Here is a 17583-nt window from a genome sequence, read left to right on the forward strand (position 1 = left end):
GCGTGCCGATTTCCGCGGCGTTCACCTCACGCGGTACGCGGCCCCTGGCCACATGACGGTCATCACGATGATTTGGCCGGGCTGACCGGCCTCGCGTAGCCTGAAGTCATTGATGCACCCATGGAGGTGCGGTCAACGCGTCGTAGAACGCTTCTTCGACAGGCTGCAAGCGCCTGCTCTTTGACTTCATACGGCGAACGAACACGCACAGATGCGTCTTCGCCATCCGACCCCGACCTGCGGTCTGACGCTGCTCGGTGTCCACAGAGAAAGACGGACCTTGTCCACTACCTTCGCTTCCCTCGGCGTACCTGCCGAGATCGTCCGAGTCCTCGCCGCCGAGGGCAAGACCGAACCGTTCCCGATCCAGGCCGAGACCCTCGGCGACACCCTGGCCGGCAACGATGTGATCGGTTCCGGTAAGACCGGTTCCGGTAAGACCCTCGCCTTCGCCATCCCGATGGTTGCCGGGTTGGCCGAGATGGGCGTGACCCGGCGCCCCGGTTCTCCCACCGGCCTGGTGCTGGCGCCCACCCGCGAACTGGCCACCCAGATCGCCGCCGTGCTCACCCCGTTGGCCAAGGCGCTGAACCTCACCGTGACCACCGTGTTCGGCGGTGTCCGACAGAACCGGCAGGAGGAGGCCTTCCGCCGCGGGGTCGACATCGTGGTCGCCTGCCCGGGACGACTCGAAGACCTGATGGGCCAGGGCATCGTGCGGCTCGCCGACGTCGAGATCACCGTGCTCGACGAGGCCGATCACATGGCCGATCTCGGCTTCCTGCCCGGTGTCACGCGCATTCTTGCCGCCACCCCGCGCGACGGGCAGCGCATGCTGTTCACCGCCACGCTCGACAACGGGGTCGACAAGGTGGCCAAGCGTTTCCTCGACAACCCGACGGTGCACTCCACCGAGAAGACCACGGCTCCGGTCCAGATGACCCACCACGTCTTCGAGGTCGATCCCGGCGCCAAGAACGATCTGGTCCGTGAGCTGGCCGCCGGCCGCGGTCGACGGATCCTGTTCACCCGTACCAAGCATCAGGCCAAGAAGCTGGCCAAGAAACTCACCGATGGCGGCATCCCGGCCGTCGACCTGCACGGCAACCTCAGCCAGGCTCAACGGGACCGCAACCTCAAGGCGTTCGGCGGCGATGATGTGCGTGTCCTGGTGGCGACCGACGTCGCGGCCCGCGGAGTCCACGTCGACGGTGTGGAACTCGTGGTCCACGTGGACCCGCCTGCCGAGCACAAGGCCTATCTGCATCGCTCGGGACGTACCGCACGCGCGGGCAGCAGCGGTGACGTCGTCACCGTATGCCTGCCGGATCAGCGACGCGACGTCGCGGGTCTGTTGCGCAAGGCGAACATCAAGGTGGCGCCGACCCGCGTCGTGGCGGCCTCCGCCGAGGTCGACGACCTCGTCGGTCCCCGTGCCGAGTTCGTGGCACCGCAGCCGAAGCCGGCGCAGAACCAGCCGCGGAGCGGGGCGCCGCGTGGGCAGCGCGGCAACGCCGGTCGCGGTCGCGGCCACGACGCACGTCGTCCGAGTGACGGACAACGGCGTCGTGGCGGCGCCGCGCGCCGTGGCCGTGGCGCGGCCGGCTCGGGTAGCCGTGTTGCTTCGGGCAACCGCGGCGGCGCCGGAGCGCGACAGACCGCCGGCCGATAGTCGCGTCGGCGGCCGGTCCTCGGTGCGGCGTGGCGATCAGGCAACGCCGCAGGCCCGCAGACCGGCCGTGACGCCCGCGGCGAGCACGATCACAACAATCAGGGGCGCCCGCCACACCGCGGCGACGATGCCGACGGCCACGCCGGCCGGTCGGGCCCAGCCGGCAATCTCCTGACCGGCGAATACTGCGCCGGTCAATGCCACGCCGACGAGCAGCACGATCGCCGCGCGATCCATCAACTCCGCGGCACCCGGGCTCACCTCATATCGGCTGCGCAGGGCGGGGCCGGTCACCCGGATCAGATACGTCCCGACGGCCAGCACCGCGACGCCCGTCATGAGTTGGGCTGTGGTCATCGTGTGTACTCCCGTGGTCGGTGGTCGAGGGGTTCGGCATGCGCGCCCGATGCGCGAGGTGTGCGGGCGGGCCTTCGTGCCACCACGGCCAGGCCGGTCAGTGTGCACAGGATTGGCAGTCCGGGCGGCAGGAACGGGGTGGCCGCGATGGCCGCCGTTCCGCCGATCAGCGCGGCGCACAGCGTCTTTCGGTCGCGTAGGGCGCCCACGGCGAGAGCAACCAGCAGTGCCGGGAAGGCTGCGTCGAGGCCCAGGGATGCCGGGTCGGCCACGACCTCGCCGATCGCCACCCCGATGGCCGACCCGAGCGGCCAGCTGATCAGCACCCCTGCACCGCAGAGGAGGAACGTGGCCCGGGCCCGCCGGGGATCGGACTCGGCAGCCGTCATCGCGGCGGTCTCGTCGTTGATCAGGTGGGCACCGAGTGCCATCGACCATCCCCGTGGCAGGAATCGCCCGACCGACAGGCCGTAGCCGAAGTTGCGCGTGTTGACCACCAGGCCGGCGAGGGCGGCGAGCAGGGGAGCGCCACCGGCGGCGAGGATGCCGACGAACACGAATTCCGACGATCCGGCGAGTACCACCGTCGCGATGACGACGACATGCCACCACGCCAAACCCGCCGAGTGGGCCGTCACGCCATATGACGCGCCGATGACCAGCACGGACATGCTCATCACCAGGACGGTGCGCACTGTCGACCAGGTGAGTGTTCCTCGAATCGAACGCATGGCTACTATAGTGAACACTATGGTTGATGTTCGTCAAGATGGACGATCGTCCGATGAATCGAACGGTTCCGGGATGGCCGAGACATTGGATCCCAAACGGGTCGTGGCAGCCGCACTGAAACGCGAGCGGACCCGGGCCGGTCTGTCGATCGGCGAATTGGCCCGCCGCGCCGGGATCGGCAAGTCGACGTTGTCGCAGTTGGAGTCAGGCGAGGGCAACCCCAGCGTGGAGACGCTGTGGGCCCTGTCCACGGCGCTGGGGGTGCAGTTCTCGGCGTTGCTCGACTCTCCGGCGCGCTCGGTGGAGGTGATCAGGTTCGGCGATGGTCCGGTCATCCCGGCGGCCGCCGCCGACTACTCGGCAACACTGCTGTCCACCGCGCGGCCGGGGACACGTCGCGACCTGTATCTCATCCGGGCTCAGCCGGGGGAGCCGCGGATCTCGGCGCCGCACGCCCGCGGGGTCGTGGAGTTGGTGGTGATCAGCAGCGGGCGGGCACGGGTCGGCCCCACCGGCAGCGAGGTGGAACTGGCTGCGGGTGACTATGTCTCGTATGCGGGCGATGTCGAGCACGTGTTCGCGGCGCTCGAGCCCGACACGGTGGCCGTCATGGTCAGCGAATCGACCTGATCAGGCCGGCGCGAATCGTTGGCAGAGGCCGGCTGCCAGCCACGGTCGTGCGCCCCAGGCGAATGCCCGTCCGGTCAGTGCCGCCCAGGTGGGCGACATCCGACCGTAGGCGGTCAGCATGGCGACCACCGGGTCCACGCTGATGTGCACGTCGGGATGCCGGCAGTCTGGCGGGTCGATCACCAGTCGGCCGTCGGTGAACTCGTAGACATACCGCTCGTCGGATCCACGCAGGCGGATGTCATAGGTGGCCGTGTGGCCACCGCATGTCGACTCCATCAGCCACCGGGGAAGCACCTGGTGTCGCCCGCGCGCCACGAGCGGGGCCACTCGTGGATCGATCTGCCACGAGGCGCCGACGGCTCTCGCCACGTCATGTCCGTGCACGACGAACTCGCCGATAAGGATGCCCAGCGCCGCGTCGGACCGGACCCGTGAATCGGCGTCGAAGTTCATCACCGGTACCCGAGCGCCGAAGTGCGAGACGGTGTCCAGCAGGCGTTCGAGGTCGTCCAGGAATCGTTCGGTGAGCCGGTGCACGTCACGCGTCGACATGTTCGCGATCTGCTTGGCGTTGAAGTCGGGCAGATCGCCCGGCCGGTGGGGCCACGAACCCGCGCCCTCGATCAGTTCGAGGTAGCGGCCCGGGGCGGTCGCCACATGGCCCAGGCAGTCCACGACGGTCCATCCCGGAGTGCCTGCGAGGCGTACGTCGGGCTCGGCGACGGTACGTACCAGGTCGACGAAGCGCTTCCCGGTATCGCGTGCGGTGTCAATGTAGTCGAAGCGCGAGTACATGGTTCGCATCCGTGGTACCCCCCTGGCCAAGTGTCTGTCAGGATATCGCGGAACCGTTTGGCGGACAGGGAAATCGCAATGGCCCGGCCTGGATGCGCGGTGCTGAATCCAATTGCGGTCAGTGCGCGGCCGGTCGCACCGTCTGGGACGGTTGTCCCAGACGGTGGTCCGAGTGTCGGCGTCAGATCACCGGTTCCTCGCCCCGTGTCGACGCCTCGCCGGACCGGACGACGATCACACCGACGACGATCAGCCCACCACCGAGAAGTTGCCCGGAGGTGGGTAGTTCGGCGAGTGCGGCCCACGCGAAGAGGACCGCGAACAACACCTCGGAGAGTCCGACGAAACTCATCACCCGTGACCCCAGGCGCCGCCCGGCGGCGATGCCCAGCGAGTATGCGAGAGCTGCGGTCACCACCCCCAACAGGGCGGCCGGGACCCACCACGCCATGGACCGGCCGGCGAGCGTCACGGCATCGGTGGTTGCCGCCATCGGTAGCAGCCCGACCAGACCTGCCAGCGACAGGCCGACGGCGCCGATCGTGAGTCCGCCGGCCGCCAGCGTCAGCGGTGGCAGATCGATCCGGTCGTCCGCGGAGATCACGAAATAGGCCGCCGCGCCCACCATCGCGATCAGTGCCCACACCACACCGAGGGCGTCGATGCCGACACCTCCGCGCAGGTCGAGGACGAGCGCCAGGCCCGCCAGCGCCACCGCCGCGCCCAGGATCGTGAGCCGTCCCGGTCGTTGCCGGTGACGCAGCCACATCCAGCCGATGACGGCGACCGGCGCGGTGTACTCGATGAGCAGCGCCACCCCGACCTGCAGATAGGTGACCGCGTAGAAGTAGGCGAGCTGGCAGGTGGCCACGGCGAGGACTCCGTAGGCGAGCACAAACGACCACGATCGGCGTAGTGCATTCCAGTTGCCGCGGAGGGCTATGATCCCGGGGACCACCAGTAGCGCCGCACCCAAGGTGATCCGGAGCGTCACGGTGGCTCCGGCGGTCCACCCGGAGTCGATCATCGCGCGGGCGAGTACGCCGGACAGCGCGAATGCGGCCGAGGAGGCCAGTCCGAGTAGCAGTCCCGTCGACGTGCGGGTTCGGGTGTTCACGATGCCGATGGCCTCGCGTCGTACGTGTCGGCTCGGCGCAGGTCATGCATCGGCACAATCTATCCGTGCCGGCGCTGGTGAGCCCAGCGGTTTACGCCGTCCGGTCAGTCGAGCGGTCCCGGCATCCCGGACACCGCCGATCGGGCCGACAGCTTCCCTGACTCGTGGTCGCTCAGCAGCGAGGCGACGGTCTCGGCGGAGTCGGTTTTGTTCGTGCCGATGAACCCCGAGGGTCCGCGCTTGATCCAACCGGTCACGTACATGCCGGGTCGGAGCCCACCGTCGTCGAGTATGCGTCCGGCATCATGCGGGATGACGCCGCGGGCGTCGTCGAAGGGCAGACCCGGGACGGCGACTCCGCGGTACCCGATCGATGTGAGCACCAGCGAGGTGTCGATCGTCTCGGCGGTGCCCATGGGCTCTATCGCGCCGGTGGGGCCGACTCGGGTGTGGTCGGTGACCAGCCCGACGACCCGGCCGTCGGGACCGAGGCGGATCGCCGACGGGGAACGGTGGAAGGCCAGCCGGATGCGCGGGCCGTCACCGGGGGTGCGTCGGGACGCCTCGCCGAGCAGTTCCAGCTTCGCTTGTGTGGTGGCATCATCGATGACAAGGTCGGATGCCGAGTCGAGGTCGGCGGGGTCGACGACCACGTTGATCCCGGTGTCGACCAGGCCCACCAACTCGGGCAGGGTGAATGCGGCGTGCGCGGCGCTGCGGCGTCCGAGCACGATCACCTCGTCGATGGCGGAGCGTCGGAGTGCATTCAGTGCTTGCCGCGAGATCGAGGTGTCGGCAAGTGATTTGGGGTCTGTGGTGAGGATTCTGGCTACGTCCAGCGCTACATTGCCATTGCCGATGACCACTGCCCGCAGGCCCGACAGGTCCACGTCGAGGTCGGCGTGGTCGGGGTGGCCGTTGTACCAGCCGACCAGTGCAGTGGCGCTGAGAACACCTGGTGCGTCGGCGTTCTCGAGGTCGAGCCGTCGGTCGATTTGGGCGCCGCCCGCCCAGATGACCGCTTGATGCCGGCGTCGCAGCGCGTCCAGCGAGACGTCGGCGCCCACGGTGACGTTCAGGCGGATGTCGCATCGCGGTTCGCGGGCGATGTCGTCGAACAGCCGCATCACCGAGCGGGTGGCGAGGTGGTCGGGGGCGACCCCGAAGCGGGCCAGACCGAACGGACGGTCCAGCCGCTCGTAGATGGTGACTGTGGCCTGTGGATGCCGCAGCAGCTCATCGGCGGCGTACATCGCCGACGGCCCGGAGCCCACGATCCCCACCGACAACGGTTCATCGACGGCGAGTCGTCGCGGCTTGTCGATCGGCGCCAACGGAAGTCGGCGTCCGGCGTCGACCGGGAACCGGACCGTGCCCGACGTCGCGGGATCGAAGTGGGCGGCGTTGATGTCGGCGAAGCGGGCCTGATCCTCGGGGAGGCGATGGCCGGGCATGATGGCGCCGACCGGGCATGCGCTCACGCAGGCGCCGCAGTCGACGCAGGTCGACGGGTCGATGTAGAGCATCTCCGAGGTGCCGAAGTCGGGCTCGGAGGGGGTGGGGTGAATACAGTTGACCGGGCATGCGTACACGCACGACGCGTCTCCGCAGCACGCCTGGGTGACGACGTGGGGCATAGGCTTCCGTTACGGCTGTGGGTGAATGCGCTCAGGCGGCGGTGTAGGTGGGTTCGCTGCGGAACCGGGACGGGCGGCCGCCGATACCGAGCAACTTCCACAGCAGTCGCGAGACCGGATTCATCAGGCCGCATTGCTCACCGAGCATCCGGACATCACCGAACACGTTGCGCAGGAACTTTTTCGACTCCGGTGAACGCCAGAAGATGTCGCGCATCACGTCGTCGGGGATGTCGAATCGTTTCTGGAACGATTTCGGCGGTACCACGATGGCGCCGCACAGGATGCGCATGGTGAGCGGAAACATCAGCGACAGCAGGAACCGCTGGATTCGACCCTTGCGCGGAACGGTCTCGCGCAGCAGGTGATGCGCGAACGAGATGTGGCGGGCCTCCTCGGCCACGTGCAGTTGCATCACCGCGGCCATGGTCGGATGCAGATTGGCGCGCGTGCGCAGGAAGTCCTTCTGGATGTGGTCGATCGGCTCCTCGCCGCCGAGTACCCCGAAGAAGAAGACGGTCGGGAAGATCGTCGATGCCAGTGGCACCAGAGGGGAGATCACTCGGTAGCCGACCTTGGCGCCCGGGACGTCCATGCCGGAGCGGTTCACGAACTCCTGGAACATCAGCGTGTGGTTGCACTCCTCCTTGGATTCGTGCGTGGTGTAGCGGAACTCCTTGGCGCCGTTGGGCAGCTTGAAGCTGTACTGCATGAGTCCGCGGATCAGCACCGATTCGAACTGCAGGCCGACCTTGGCGACGTTGGCCTGCCGCCACATGCCGATCTCGATCTGCTTGTCGCGGGGGAGTTGCCGATACCAGGGGTGCCGGCCGACCGGGTCGACCTCGGGCGACAGAATCCACCGGTCGTCGTCGGGCACGATCGCCATTTTCGGGTCGTCCCAGTCGATGTCGAGGTAGGGGTCGAAATTGCGGTGCACGGATGCGGCCGACAGGTCGTCGAGGACCTGCGGGTAGTCGTCGGCCGACGTTTCCGGTCGCTCGGGAACATACGGCGCACCGAGGCGTTCGATGGCGTTGGTCATGATGGTGCGGGTCCTTCTGCGCTCAGAGTCCTGCTGTCCAGGTCGATTGACCGAGGGGCGTGCCGACGGATGGTCGATGGATGTCGAAAGTAGTTCGGTGGCCACCTATATGTCAACAGTCAATGTCACAATTTGTGATGGCACGGCGTGGCGCCAATGGTCGCCACGCGTGCGACAGGATGGTCGGCATGGAGAAGATCCTGTTCGTCGTCATCGCGGTCCTCGGGATAGCCGCCGCGCATGTCATCGGACCCCGTATCCGGGTTGCCGCACCGTTGTTGCTGGTCGTCGTCGGCGCCGTCGTGGGTGTGCTGCCGTTCGTGCCGGAGGTCACGGTCGATCCGGAGTGGATTCTCATCGGAGTCCTCCCGCCGCTGCTCTATTCGGCGGCGGTGTCGATGCCGACGATGGAATTCCGTCGAGATTTCACCGCCATCGGCGCGATGTCCGTGGCCTTGGTCGTCATCAGCTCGGTGCTGTTGGGATTGTTCTTCGACCAGGTTCTTCCCGGCGTCGATCTCGCCACGGGTATCGCGCTGGGGGCGATCGTCTCGCCCACCGACGCCGTCGCGACGTCGATCGCCAAACGGCTCGGCGTCCCGGGTCGGGTGATCGCAATCCTGGAAGGCGAGAGCCTGCTGAACGACGCGACCGCGCTGGTGCTGCTGCGGGCGGCGGTCGCCGCGACCGCCGCCGGATTCTCGTTCGGCCACGTGGCGGCCAGCTTTCTCTGGGCTGTGGTCGCCGCGGTGGCCATCGGCGCGGTGGTCGGGTGGGGCAACCTCTGGATTCGGCGCCGCATCGGTGACGCGACCGTCAACACCGCCATCTCGTTCACAGTGCCGTATCTTGCCTATCTCCCCGCGGAGGAGCTCGGGGCCTCGGGACTGGTTGCCGCGGTCACCGCCGGGTTGATCACCGGCGCCGGCGCAGTCCGGTATCTGTCCCCGCGCCATCGCGTCTCTGATGCGCAGAACTGGCGAACGGTGGAGTTTCTCGCCGAGGGCGGGGTGTTCCTGCTGATGGGATTGGAACTGTGGGGTCTGCTGGTGGCCGTCCGCGACGACCACGGTGGCATCGTGACGGCCGTCTGGATCGGCCTGTCGGCGCTGGCGCTCACCGTGGCCGTGCGTGCGCTGTATGTGACCCCGCTGATCCTCCTGCTCGACCGCGTCGCGCGCCGGCGCACCGCGATGCGTCCGTATCTGGCGGGCATGGACGCCACCATCGTCGAGAAGTCCCGCAAGGCCGCCGTAGCGGCTGATCGCCCCGGAGCCGGCCCCGACCGCGGGCGACCACGTCGCCCGCTTCGGCTCCGTCGCGCCACCCGGAACGACGGCGGCGACGAGCAGTTGTCGACGGCGGCATTCGCCGCCGATCCTCAATCGGCGCAGCGGGTGCGCGATCGCATCACCCGAAGGATGGCCGACATCGACTACTACACGGCCGCGCCCATGGGGCCGAAGGAGGGCGCCATCATCGTCTGGGCCGGGATGCGTGGCGTCGTCACCCTCGCGGCGGCCCAGACGTTGCCGGCCGACACCCCGTCGCGCGAACTGCTGGTGCTCCTCGCGTTTGTGGTCGCCGCGGCCTCGCTGATCGTGCAGGGAGGCACGCTCGGCTGGTTGATCCGGGTGCTGCGGCTGGCCGATGTCTCCGATGACCGCGCGGCCGAGCGTGCCCGACTGCACGCCGCCCTGTCGCGAACCGCGTCGGAGACCCTCGCGGCCTCCGACGTCGCGGCTCGCTATCCCTGGATTCGCGAGCGGATCCAGCGGATGGAACGCCAGGCCGACAGCGACGACACCGTGATCGGCACCAATCTCGCGTTCCGGGCGGCGTTCGAGGAGACCCGGCGGGCGGTGATCGACGCCCAGCGAGACCTGCTGCTACGGATGCGGGCCACCGGCAGCTATCATTCGTCGCTGTTGAGTCACGAACTGGCACAACTCGATGCCGAGGAGATCAGTCTCGACATGCGGGTCGACGACGGGTGACCCCGGAGCGTCTTGGACTGGTGTCAGCGACGGGAATCGTAGGGGAGCAAAGCCATTTCCCGCGCATTGCGGATGGCGGTGGCGACCTGTCGTTGTTCCTGAGGTGACAGACCGGTCACCCGGCGGCTGCGGATGCGTCCCTTGTCGGACAGGAACTGTCGCAGTAGCGCCACATCCTTGTAGTCGATCGGGTTGCGCCCGTCGACGTACACGCCCTGGCTGTGCAACAGGTTGCGGGCGCGCTTCGTGGAATCCTCTCGGCGAAGTCGAGTCGGCTTGCGGGTCATGGGATCACCTCTATCTCGGGTGGCGTGTCACCAACTGGATTTCTGAATGCCCGGGAGTTCGCTCCGGTGAGCGAGTTCGCGGAACCGGACGCGGGACAGGCCGGCCTTACCGATGTAGCCACGGGGGCGACCGTCGACGACGTCCCGGTTGCGCAGGCGTGTCGGGCTGGCGTCGCGGGGTAGTTGCCGCAACCTGCGTTGGGCGTCGGCGCGTTCCTGATCGGACGATGTCGGCGCGGCGATGACTCGTTTGAGTTCGGCGCGGACCTCGGCATACCGCGCCACGGTCTCGCGTCGTCGCTCGTTGCGGATGATCTTGGATTTCTTCGCCATCAGCGATCCTCTCGGAAGTCGACATGCTTGCGGACGACCGGGTCGTATTTGCGCAGCACCATTCGGTCGGGGTCGTTGCGTCTGTTCTTGCGCGTGACGTACGTGAAGCCGGTACCGGCCGTCGATCGGAGCTTGATGATCGGCCGGATCTCGTTGCGAGCCATCAGACTTCCTCTCCGCGTGCGCGCATCGTGGCCAGTGCCGACTCGATGCCGATCTTGTCGATGGTCTTGATCCCCTTGGCGCTCACGCGCAGCGTGATGTGACGTCCCTCGCTCGGGACGAAGTAGCGGCGCCGTTGGATGTTGGGGTTCCACCGACGTGAGGTGCGTTTGTGGGAATGCGAGACCTGTTTGCCGAATCCGGGTTCGCGGCCGGTCACCTGACACCGTCGGGACACGGTGCCTCCTCTCGTGTTTGGTCGTCAGAAATGGGTTATTGACAATGATTGGCGTTAGCCCGACTGTCACGGTACCGTCGAGCCGAGGTAAATGGAAATTGTTGTCAACAAGGTGGTGGACGGTGAACGACAGAGGGTCGGCTCAGGAGCAGGGCGCAGAAGCGACGAGCGACGGCCGGACGCCGGTCGTCCTGGTGACCGGCCTGGATTCGGAAGTGGTGTCCCGGGTCGGCGATGCGCTCACGGCCGATGAGCCGGGGGTCGCCGCCGGGACCGTTCTGGTGCATCACGACCTCTCCGACGTGAGTGATGGCCGGGTGGCGCGGCGGATGAGTTGGGTCGATCCCGACGGGCGTCGGCGCGAGCGGACGGTCGGCGTCAAGCTCGCGCACGGGTGCGTGTCCTGCACGCTGAGAGAGGATCTGCTGCCCCTGTTGCGGCGTCTGCATCGGCGCAGCGCGGTGCGGCGGATCGTGCTCACCCTGGACCCGATCCTCGAGCCCGAGCGCATCGCCTGGGCGGTGGCGGAGGTCGTGGTCGAGGGAATGCCTGGCTTCGTCGACGGACCGGCCTCCCGCGACGTCCGGATCGAGGCGACCATTGCGTGTGTCGCCGAGCAGGATTGGCTCGAGTCCGCGACCGGCGACACCACCCTTGCCGAGGCGGGGTTCGGGCCCGTCGACGATGAGCGAACCCTGGCCCAGGTGGCGGTCGGTCAGGTGGCCTTCGCCGATGCGCTGGTGGTGGCCGGTTGCGACCCGGCGATGCGCGACGCGTGGGAGTCGGCACGTCTGACCGCCGTCCTGAAACGACTCGCGCCGCATGCGCCGATCATGATGGAACTGCCACAACGGCCGGCGACGCCGCTCCTCGTCGCGCGGCTGCTCGCGCATGTGAGTCCGACGTCGCGGCGCGGTCGGGTGGATGCGCCACACGATCCGCTCCTGCGTGGCGAGCCGCCACTCGACGCCGACTGCGGAGTGCGCTGGATGGAATTTCACGCCGACCGACCGATGCATCCGGCACGTCTGCACGACGCCATCGACGCACTGCTCGACGGTGTGGTGACCGCCCGCGGGCGCATCTGGCTCGCCACGCAGTCCGACGAGGCACTATGGCTGGAATCGGCCGGGGGTGCACTGCAGGTGGCTCACGGCGGTCGGTGGCTGGCCGCCATGAGCGACGAGGACATCAACTCGGTCTCCCTCGAACGCCGCGCGATGGGAGCGCTGCGCTGGGATGCGGACCACGGCGACCGGCACACCTCGCTGGTGGCCCTGGTTCATCGCGCCGACGTCAACGAGATCCATGCCGCGCTTCGCAGCGCCTGCCTCAATGAAGTGGAATTCGCTGCCGGACAAGATTTCTGGGCGACGTTTGACGACCCCTTCGGCGGGTTCCATGCCGACCCCTGCGACGACCTCGACCCGCCGGTGGGCGACGTCGTCGACGCTGTGACGATCATCGACCACATCGACCCGCGAGAGGCCTGACCCATGAAACGAGACATCCACCCCGACTACCATCCCGTCGTCATCCGCGATGCGTCGACGGGATCGCAATTCCTCACCCGGTCCACCGCGACGTCCGACGATCACGTCGAGTGGACCGACGGCAACACCTACCCGCGGATCACCGTGGATGTCACCAATGAGTCCCATCCCTTCTACACCGGCGTGGCACGTGTCCGCGACGTCGCCGGACGAGTCGAGAAGTTCCATCGTCGCTACCCGGGCCTGCGCCGATGATCGGCGCCCTCAGCTGACCAGTGCCGGTCCGGTCCCGAAGAGGAAGAAGATGAACATCGCCAGCAGGAACCACGAGGCGCCTTGCCACACCTGCCATCGGCCCCCCGCCCGCCAATTGCGGTAGGTGCGCCAGAGTGCGGCGACGGCGCCCACGAGGACGACAATCGGTGCCGTAACGATCAAGGCCGTGCGCGCAGTTCCGTCGGTCAACCCTGCGGCGACGAGTACGAGAAGTGCCAATCCGATTGTCACCGAACCATGTACGAGTGCCTGGCGGAACTCGTCACGTGATCGCCGCGGTCCTCGCCGGTCACCTGCGTCCGGATTCTGATCGGTCATTCGTGCCCTCGGTTCCTCGGTACCCGGTGACGAATTCTACTGTGACCGGGACTTTTTGCCCTTTTCGATCCGCTGTCTTGTTGGCAGGATGGAAGATGAGGACACCAGCGTAGACCAGTGAGGAGTGAGGACCGAAAATGAGTGCGATTCTCGTCGGTGTGGACGGGTCGGATGCCTCGGACACCGCAGTACGGTGGGCTGCGAAGGCCGCCACCACCGAAGATGTGGAGTTGAAGCTGGTCGGTGTCTACGACATCAGCACCAGCAACTACGCGCCGGGCCTGATCATCCCGCAAGATGTCGTCGACGCGATCAGGCAGGACGCCACCGACGCGGTGCATGCGGCCGCCGAACTCGCCAAGCAGACCGCTCCTGGCGTGACCTTGCAGACGTCCACCGCCGAAGGTGACGCGGCGCGCGTGTTGCTCGAGCTCGGACAGGATGCGGGCACCATCGTGCTCGGCACCCGCGGACTCGGTTCCATCAAGGGCTTGTTCCTGGGGTCGGTCAGCGTCAGCGTCGCCGCGCACTTCCACGGTCGGGTCGTGGTGGTGGCCGGCCCCGGCGGTGACGGCCCCATCGTGGTGGGCGTCGACGATTCGCCGGTCAGTGATGTGGCGGTGTCCGAGGCGTTCCGGCAGGCTTCGCTGCGCAACGCCAAGCTCGTGGCCGTGCACACCTGGACTCCCCTCGACGTCGACGCACTGCACGGCTACGGCATCGAACCGGCGGAGATCACCCGCATGTCGGGTGAAGCGGTCGAGGCCGTCGCCGAACGCCTCGCCGGCTACGCCGCCGACTATCCCGACGTCGTCGTGGAACGGGTGGTGATCCCGGAGGAACCCGCCAAGGCGGTGCTCGATGCAGCCGGCGACGCCCAGTTGATCGTGGTCGGCAGCCGGGGCCGCGGTGGGTTCGCCGGGCTGCTGCTCGGATCGACCAGCCAGAAGATCCTGCATCAGGCGGAGCGCCCGGTCATGGTCGTTCGCGAGTGACCCGGTCTCGAGGGTTGCCCCAGCACGGCAACCCTCGGGGGTGGCGGCGACCTACCATGGTGGCGTGTCGCTGAAGAAGCTCGAGCTGTCGGTGGGCGAGTTGGCGCAGCGGGCCGGCATCGCGCCGTCCGCGGTGCGCTTCTACGAGGATCAGGGGCTGATCTTCAGTCGCCGAACCTCGGGTAACCAGCGCCGATATCATCGCGCGATGCTGCGCCGCGTCGCCTTCATCCGCGCCTCGCAGACCGCCGGTATCCCACTGTCCGTGATCGCCGATGTGCTCGCCGAACTCGGCGATCACGAATCGCCGCCGAAGTCGATGTGGGAGGCCGCATCGAAGCGGTGGATCGACGACATCAACAATCGCATCGCGCTTCTGGAGAACATGCGCGACATGATCGGTTCCTGCGTGGGTTGCGGCTGTCTGTCGCTGGGCGAATGTCATCTGCTCAATCCTGGCGACGAGATGAACAAACTCGGTCCCGGTCCGCGGCGCCTGATGCGCGACTGAGCGACGGGTCGATTCGCCGGTGCCGCGGCCGCCGGTCGGCGCGTGGTCGATAGGCTCATGATCACCATGGGTGCAGCATTCGACACGACCAGACCGGCATCGTGAGACAGATCCCCCGCGGAATCTGGGTTCTGCTCGCCGCCAATGTCGTCATCGCACTCGGCTACGGGCTCATCGCGCCGGCGTTGCCGGCCTTCGCCCGCAGCTTCAACGTCAGCTTCACCGCGGCCTCGGCAGTCGTCTCCGCATTCGCGGTGATGCGCCTGCTGTTCGCGCCCACCACCGGCCGACTTGTCACGGTGTTCGGGGAGCGTCGGATCTATCTCATCGGACTGCTCATCGTGGCGGGCAGTACTTTTGCATGCGCATTCGCCCAGGGCTATTGGCAACTGCTGTTGTTTCGCGCGGCCGGCGGCGTGGGTTCCACCATGTTCACCGTCTCGGCGATGGCGCTGCTGATCCGGATGGCGCCCGGGGAGATCCGGGGACGGGTCTCGGGGTATTTCTCGGCGGGATTCCTCATCGGCAACATCACCGGTCCGCTGATCGGGAGCGCACTGGTCGGTTTCGGACTGCGCATGCCGTTCGTCGTGTACTCGATCGCCCTGATGATCGCGGCGGCTGTGGTGGCCACCCAGCTGCGCGACCAGGGTGGTCGACCTGCGTCGTCGTCGACTCCACAACCCGGTGTGATCGCGTTGCGGACTGCGCTGCGCAACAGCACCTACCGGGCGATCCTGACGTCGAACTTCGCCCAGGGGTGGGCGTCCATGGGCGTTCGGGTCGCGGTGGTGCCGCTGTTCATCACCGAAGGCCTCGACGAGGGCCCCGCAATGGCCGGTGTCGCACTCGCCATCTACGCCGCCGGCAATGTGGCCGCCATCGTGGTGGCCGGACGACTGTCGGACACCTTCGGCCGCCGCCCGGTCATGCTGCCCGGCCTCGCGACCGCCACGATCGCCACCGGCCTGCTCGGTCTGGCCCCGAACCTGTTGGCGGCGCTGGGGCTCTGTCTCGTCGCGGGCGTGGGCTCCGGACTGTTCGCACCGACACACCAGGCGGCGCTGGCCGACGTGCTGGGTAATCGGCAGCAGGGCGGGTCGGCGCTGGCCGCTTACGGCATGTCCTCGGATCTCGGCGCGGTCAGCGGACCGGTGGTGGTGGGCTTTGTCGCCGACCGGGCCGGCTTCGGGCCGGCGTTCGTGCTCACCGGGGTGGTGACGGCGGTGGCGTTCGTGTTGTGGTCCTTCGCCGGCGAGACGGCTCCCGCGGTGGTCGGCACCGGCCCGCACCTGACCGAGGCGGACCGCGACACGACTGATTCGTGATGTCGGGTGAGATCGCGCGTGACGAACTACCGTTGATCCATGAGCATGACGGCTGCGAATTATCCGCTGGGATCACGATCCGAGGTCGGTAGGCTGCGCGCGGTGATGCTGCATCGCCCCGGCGACGAACTGCTTCGGCTCACCCCGCGTAACAACGATCAGCTGCTCTTCGACGGCCTGCCCTGGGTGGCGCGGGCTCAGGAAGAGCACGATGCGTTCGCCGACGTGCTGCGCGCCAACGGCGTCGACGTATACCTCCTCGGTGACCTGCTGACCGAGACGATCGAGCACAGCGGGGCCGCGCGCATCCAGGGCATCAGCTCGGCGGTGAGCCCGCGACGCCTGGGGACCCACCTCGCCGAGGATCTGGCCGCCCATCTGCGCTCCCTGCCGGCCATGGATCTCGCGCATGTGCTCACCGCCGGGATGACCTTCGACGAACTGCCGGTCACCCCCGCGGCCGCGTCGTCGTCGTTGGTGCGGCGGATGCACCACGGACCCGAGTTCGCCATCGAGCCGTTGCCGAATCTGCTGTTCACCCGCGACAGCTCGTTCTGGATCGGTGCGCGATTCGCCATCACCTCCCTGGCACTGCCCGCACGGGTACGCGAGACCTCGCTGACCGACATCATCTACGCGCACCACCCGCGGTTCCTCGGCGCGCGGCGGGCCTACGAATCGCAGGTGGCGCCCGTCGAGGGTGGCGATGTGCTGTTGCTCGCGCCGGGAATCGTGGCGGTAGGGGTGGGGGAGCGAACCACTCCGGCCGGTGCGGAGGCGCTGGCCCGCAGCCTCTTCGACGACGGGCTGGCGCACACCGTGCTCGCCGTCCCGATCGAACAGGCCCGCGCTTTCATGCACCTCGACACCGTCTGCACGATGGTCGACGTGGATGCGGTGGTCATGTACCCGAACATCGCCGAGACCATGGCGGCATACACACTCCGATCGGTCGGCGACACGGTGGTCGTGTCCGGCCCCCGCCCCTTCGTGGATGCGGCCGCCGAGGCGATGGGCATCGAGAAGTTGCGGGTGATCGACACCGGACTCGACCCGGTCACCGCCGAACGCGAACAGTGGGACGACGGGAACAACACGCTCGCGCTGGCACCAGGGGTCGTGGTCTCCTACAACCGGAACGTGGAGACCAATCGCCGCCTGCGGGATTCGGGAATCGAAGTCCTCGAGATCGAGGGCCGTGAGCTGGGCTCCGGACGTGGCGGACCGCGTTGTATGTCCTGTCCGCTGGCACGCGACGAGCTGTGACGAGGACCGCCGATGGACCTGGCCGACCGGCTCGCTCTCGACCCCGACGGGCCACCGCCGTTCGAGCAGGTGCGCAGCGGCATCATCGATCTCATTCGTCGCGGTGATCTCCTGGTGGGCCAGCGCATCCCGACGGTCCGCCGGCCGGCGGCCGATCTGGACCTGGCGCCCAATACGGTAGCCAAGAGCTACCGCGAGCTCGAATCGGCCGGGATCATCGAGACCCGTGGCCGCCACGGCTCGTTCATCAAGGCCGGCGGCGACACCGCTCGCGACCGTGCCCAGCAGGCGACCGTCGATCATGTGGCCGCGTTGCGCCAGCTGGGCATCGACGACGACATGATCGTCGCCATGGTGCGGCAGGTCATCCAGGGCTGACCGGCCCTCGACA

Annotated in this window: 21 protein-coding genes; 10 read left to right on the forward strand and 11 right to left on the reverse strand. The window is 67.7% G+C overall.

From position 1 onward, the window contains the following. Window positions 1-280 precede the first annotated feature (280 nt). Window positions 281-1672: a DEAD/DEAH box helicase gene (locus NWF22_RS17885; RefSeq protein ID WP_233751272.1), complete on the forward strand. Its 1392-nt coding sequence runs from the start codon at window positions 281-283 to the stop codon at window positions 1670-1672. A 36-nt stretch (window positions 1673-1708) separates the two neighbouring features. Here the strand turns inward: NWF22_RS17885 and NWF22_RS17890 are convergent, their stop codons facing one another. Both NWF22_RS17890 and NWF22_RS17895 read right to left on the reverse strand, forming a co-directional pair. After that, entirely contained in the window at window positions 1709-2029 is a 321-nt protein-coding gene (locus NWF22_RS17890) for an AzlD domain-containing protein (protein WP_160903045.1), read from the reverse strand. Beyond that, entirely contained in the window at window positions 2026-2760 is a 735-nt protein-coding gene (locus tag NWF22_RS17895; RefSeq protein ID WP_160903046.1) for an AzlC family ABC transporter permease, read from the reverse strand. The genes NWF22_RS17890 and NWF22_RS17895 overlap by 4 nt, the downstream gene beginning before the upstream one ends. Before the next feature lie 73 nt (window positions 2761-2833). Here NWF22_RS17895 and NWF22_RS17900 point away from each other — a divergent pair, with 73 nt between their 5' ends. Beyond that, window positions 2834-3391: a helix-turn-helix domain-containing protein gene (locus NWF22_RS17900; RefSeq protein ID WP_233751273.1), complete on the forward strand. Its 558-nt coding sequence runs from the start codon at window positions 2834-2836 to the stop codon at window positions 3389-3391. Here the strand turns inward: NWF22_RS17900 and NWF22_RS17905 are convergent, their stop codons facing one another. The 4 genes from NWF22_RS17905 to NWF22_RS17920 all read right to left on the reverse strand — a co-directional run bounded on the left by NWF22_RS17905 (window position 3392) and on the right by NWF22_RS17920 (window position 7988). Then, the gene (locus NWF22_RS17905; RefSeq protein WP_160903048.1) at window positions 3392-4198 is read right to left on the reverse strand and encodes a maleylpyruvate isomerase family mycothiol-dependent enzyme; all 807 of its coding nucleotides are present in this window, start codon (window positions 4196-4198) and stop codon (window positions 3392-3394) included. It abuts the gene before it with no gap. 172 nt (window positions 4199-4370) lie between these two features. Next, window positions 4371-5309 carry an EamA family transporter gene (locus NWF22_RS17910; RefSeq protein ID WP_373692020.1) on the reverse strand — a complete coding sequence of 313 codons (939 nt, stop codon included), beginning with the start codon at window positions 5307-5309 and terminating at the stop codon, window positions 4371-4373. Window positions 5310-5410: 101 nt separating this feature from the next. Further along, a complete protein-coding gene (locus NWF22_RS17915) occupies window positions 5411-6943 on the reverse strand; it encodes a 4Fe-4S binding protein (RefSeq protein WP_160903049.1) in 1533 nt (510 codons plus the stop codon). Window positions 6944-6974: 31 nt separating this feature from the next. Next, a complete protein-coding gene (locus NWF22_RS17920; protein ID WP_160903050.1) occupies window positions 6975-7988 on the reverse strand; it encodes an AurF N-oxygenase family protein in 1014 nt (337 codons plus the stop codon). 188 nt (window positions 7989-8176) lie between these two features. On the opposite strand from NWF22_RS17920, the gene NWF22_RS17925 reads away from it, so the two are divergent. Then, complete coding sequence (locus NWF22_RS17925; protein ID WP_160903051.1) at window positions 8177-9985, forward strand: cation:proton antiporter; 1809 nt, start codon at window positions 8177-8179, stop codon at window positions 9983-9985. Between the two features lie 23 nt (window positions 9986-10008). On the opposite strand, the gene rpsR is transcribed toward NWF22_RS17925, so the two are convergent. Genes rpsR through rpmB form a run of 4 tightly spaced genes read right to left on the reverse strand, consistent with a single transcriptional unit; the run spans window position 10009 to window position 11005 of the window. Further along, the gene (gene rpsR / locus NWF22_RS17930; RefSeq protein ID WP_160903052.1) at window positions 10009-10272 is read right to left on the reverse strand and encodes a 30S ribosomal protein S18; all 264 of its coding nucleotides are present in this window, start codon (window positions 10270-10272) and stop codon (window positions 10009-10011) included. A gap of 27 nt (window positions 10273-10299) precedes the next feature. Further along, window positions 10300-10605, reverse strand: a complete 306-nt coding sequence (gene rpsN, locus NWF22_RS17935; protein ID WP_160903053.1) for a 30S ribosomal protein S14 — start codon at window positions 10603-10605, stop codon at window positions 10300-10302. Continuing rightward, complete coding sequence (rpmG, locus tag NWF22_RS17940) at window positions 10605-10769, reverse strand: 50S ribosomal protein L33 (RefSeq protein ID WP_160903054.1); 165 nt, start codon at window positions 10767-10769, stop codon at window positions 10605-10607. The genes rpsN and rpmG overlap by 1 nt, the downstream gene beginning before the upstream one ends. Further along, window positions 10769-11005 carry a 50S ribosomal protein L28 gene (gene rpmB, locus NWF22_RS17945; protein WP_160903055.1) on the reverse strand — a complete coding sequence of 79 codons (237 nt, stop codon included), beginning with the start codon at window positions 11003-11005 and terminating at the stop codon, window positions 10769-10771. Before rpmB ends, rpmG begins: the two co-directional genes overlap by 1 nt. A gap of 122 nt (window positions 11006-11127) precedes the next feature. On the opposite strand from rpmB, the gene mrf reads away from it, so the two are divergent. Next, on the forward strand, window positions 11128-12498 hold the full coding sequence (mrf, locus tag NWF22_RS17950; RefSeq protein WP_258321198.1) for a ribosome hibernation factor-recruiting GTPase MRF: 1371 nt from the start codon (window positions 11128-11130) through the stop codon (window positions 12496-12498). 3 nt (window positions 12499-12501) lie between these two features. Then, window positions 12502-12753, forward strand: a complete 252-nt coding sequence (locus NWF22_RS17955) for a type B 50S ribosomal protein L31 (protein WP_160903057.1) — start codon at window positions 12502-12504, stop codon at window positions 12751-12753. 9 nt (window positions 12754-12762) lie between these two features. On the opposite strand, the gene NWF22_RS17960 is transcribed toward NWF22_RS17955, so the two are convergent. Continuing rightward, window positions 12763-13005 (reverse strand): hypothetical protein, encoded by a 243-nt coding sequence (locus NWF22_RS17960; protein ID WP_160903058.1) that lies wholly within the window; start codon window positions 13003-13005, stop codon window positions 12763-12765. Between the two features lie 224 nt (window positions 13006-13229). Here NWF22_RS17960 and NWF22_RS17965 point away from each other — a divergent pair, with 224 nt between their 5' ends. The 5 genes from NWF22_RS17965 to NWF22_RS17985 all read left to right on the forward strand — a co-directional run bounded on the left by NWF22_RS17965 (window position 13230) and on the right by NWF22_RS17985 (window position 17570). After that, window positions 13230-14087, forward strand: coding sequence for a universal stress protein (locus tag NWF22_RS17965; protein WP_160903059.1), 858 nt, complete (start codon window positions 13230-13232; stop codon window positions 14085-14087). Between the two features lie 64 nt (window positions 14088-14151). Further along, on the forward strand, window positions 14152-14598 hold the full coding sequence (gene soxR / locus NWF22_RS17970) for a redox-sensitive transcriptional activator SoxR (RefSeq protein ID WP_160903060.1): 447 nt from the start codon (window positions 14152-14154) through the stop codon (window positions 14596-14598). A gap of 101 nt (window positions 14599-14699) precedes the next feature. Continuing rightward, window positions 14700-15926, forward strand: a complete 1227-nt coding sequence (locus tag NWF22_RS17975; protein ID WP_160903061.1) for an MFS transporter — start codon at window positions 14700-14702, stop codon at window positions 15924-15926. 39 nt (window positions 15927-15965) lie between these two features. Beyond that, complete coding sequence (locus tag NWF22_RS17980; RefSeq protein ID WP_160903062.1) at window positions 15966-17192, forward strand: arginine deiminase; 1227 nt, start codon at window positions 15966-15968, stop codon at window positions 17190-17192. Between the two features lie 12 nt (window positions 17193-17204). Next, window positions 17205-17570, forward strand: coding sequence for a GntR family transcriptional regulator (locus tag NWF22_RS17985; RefSeq protein WP_160903063.1), 366 nt, complete (start codon window positions 17205-17207; stop codon window positions 17568-17570). Window positions 17571-17583 lie beyond the last annotated feature (13 nt).

This window comes from Gordonia mangrovi, assembly GCF_024734075.1.
Classification (GTDB): Bacteria; Actinomycetota; Actinomycetes; order Mycobacteriales; family Mycobacteriaceae; genus Gordonia; species Gordonia mangrovi.

Coding starts and splice junctions, on each gene's coding strand:
- NWF22_RS17920 (WP_160903050.1), bottom strand. CDS start 7,988: ATGACCAACGCCATCGAACGCCTCGGTGCGCCGTATGTTCCCGAGCGA.
- NWF22_RS17895 (WP_160903046.1), bottom strand. CDS start 2,760: ATGCGTTCGATTCGAGGAACACTCACCTGGTCGACAGTGCGCACCGTC.
- rpmG (WP_160903054.1), bottom strand. CDS start 10,769: ATGGCTCGCAACGAGATCCGGCCGATCATCAAGCTCCGATCGACGGCC.
- rpsN (WP_160903053.1), bottom strand. CDS start 10,605: ATGGCGAAGAAATCCAAGATCATCCGCAACGAGCGACGACGCGAGACC.
- NWF22_RS17955 (WP_160903057.1), top strand. CDS start 12,502: ATGAAACGAGACATCCACCCCGACTACCATCCCGTCGTCATCCGCGAT.
- NWF22_RS17890 (WP_160903045.1), bottom strand. CDS start 2,029: ATGACCACAGCCCAACTCATGACGGGCGTCGCGGTGCTGGCCGTCGGG.
- NWF22_RS17965 (WP_160903059.1), top strand. CDS start 13,230: ATGAGTGCGATTCTCGTCGGTGTGGACGGGTCGGATGCCTCGGACACC.
- NWF22_RS17915 (WP_160903049.1), bottom strand. CDS start 6,943: ATGCCCCACGTCGTCACCCAGGCGTGCTGCGGAGACGCGTCGTGCGTG.
- rpsR (WP_160903052.1), bottom strand. CDS start 10,272: ATGACCCGCAAGCCGACTCGACTTCGCCGAGAGGATTCCACGAAGCGC.
- NWF22_RS17900 (WP_233751273.1), top strand. CDS start 2,834: ATGGCCGAGACATTGGATCCCAAACGGGTCGTGGCAGCCGCACTGAAA.
- NWF22_RS17905 (WP_160903048.1), bottom strand. CDS start 4,198: ATGCGAACCATGTACTCGCGCTTCGACTACATTGACACCGCACGCGAT.
- NWF22_RS17985 (WP_160903063.1), top strand. CDS start 17,205: ATGGACCTGGCCGACCGGCTCGCTCTCGACCCCGACGGGCCACCGCCG.
- NWF22_RS17925 (WP_160903051.1), top strand. CDS start 8,177: ATGGAGAAGATCCTGTTCGTCGTCATCGCGGTCCTCGGGATAGCCGCC.
- NWF22_RS17980 (WP_160903062.1), top strand. CDS start 15,966: ATGAGCATGACGGCTGCGAATTATCCGCTGGGATCACGATCCGAGGTC.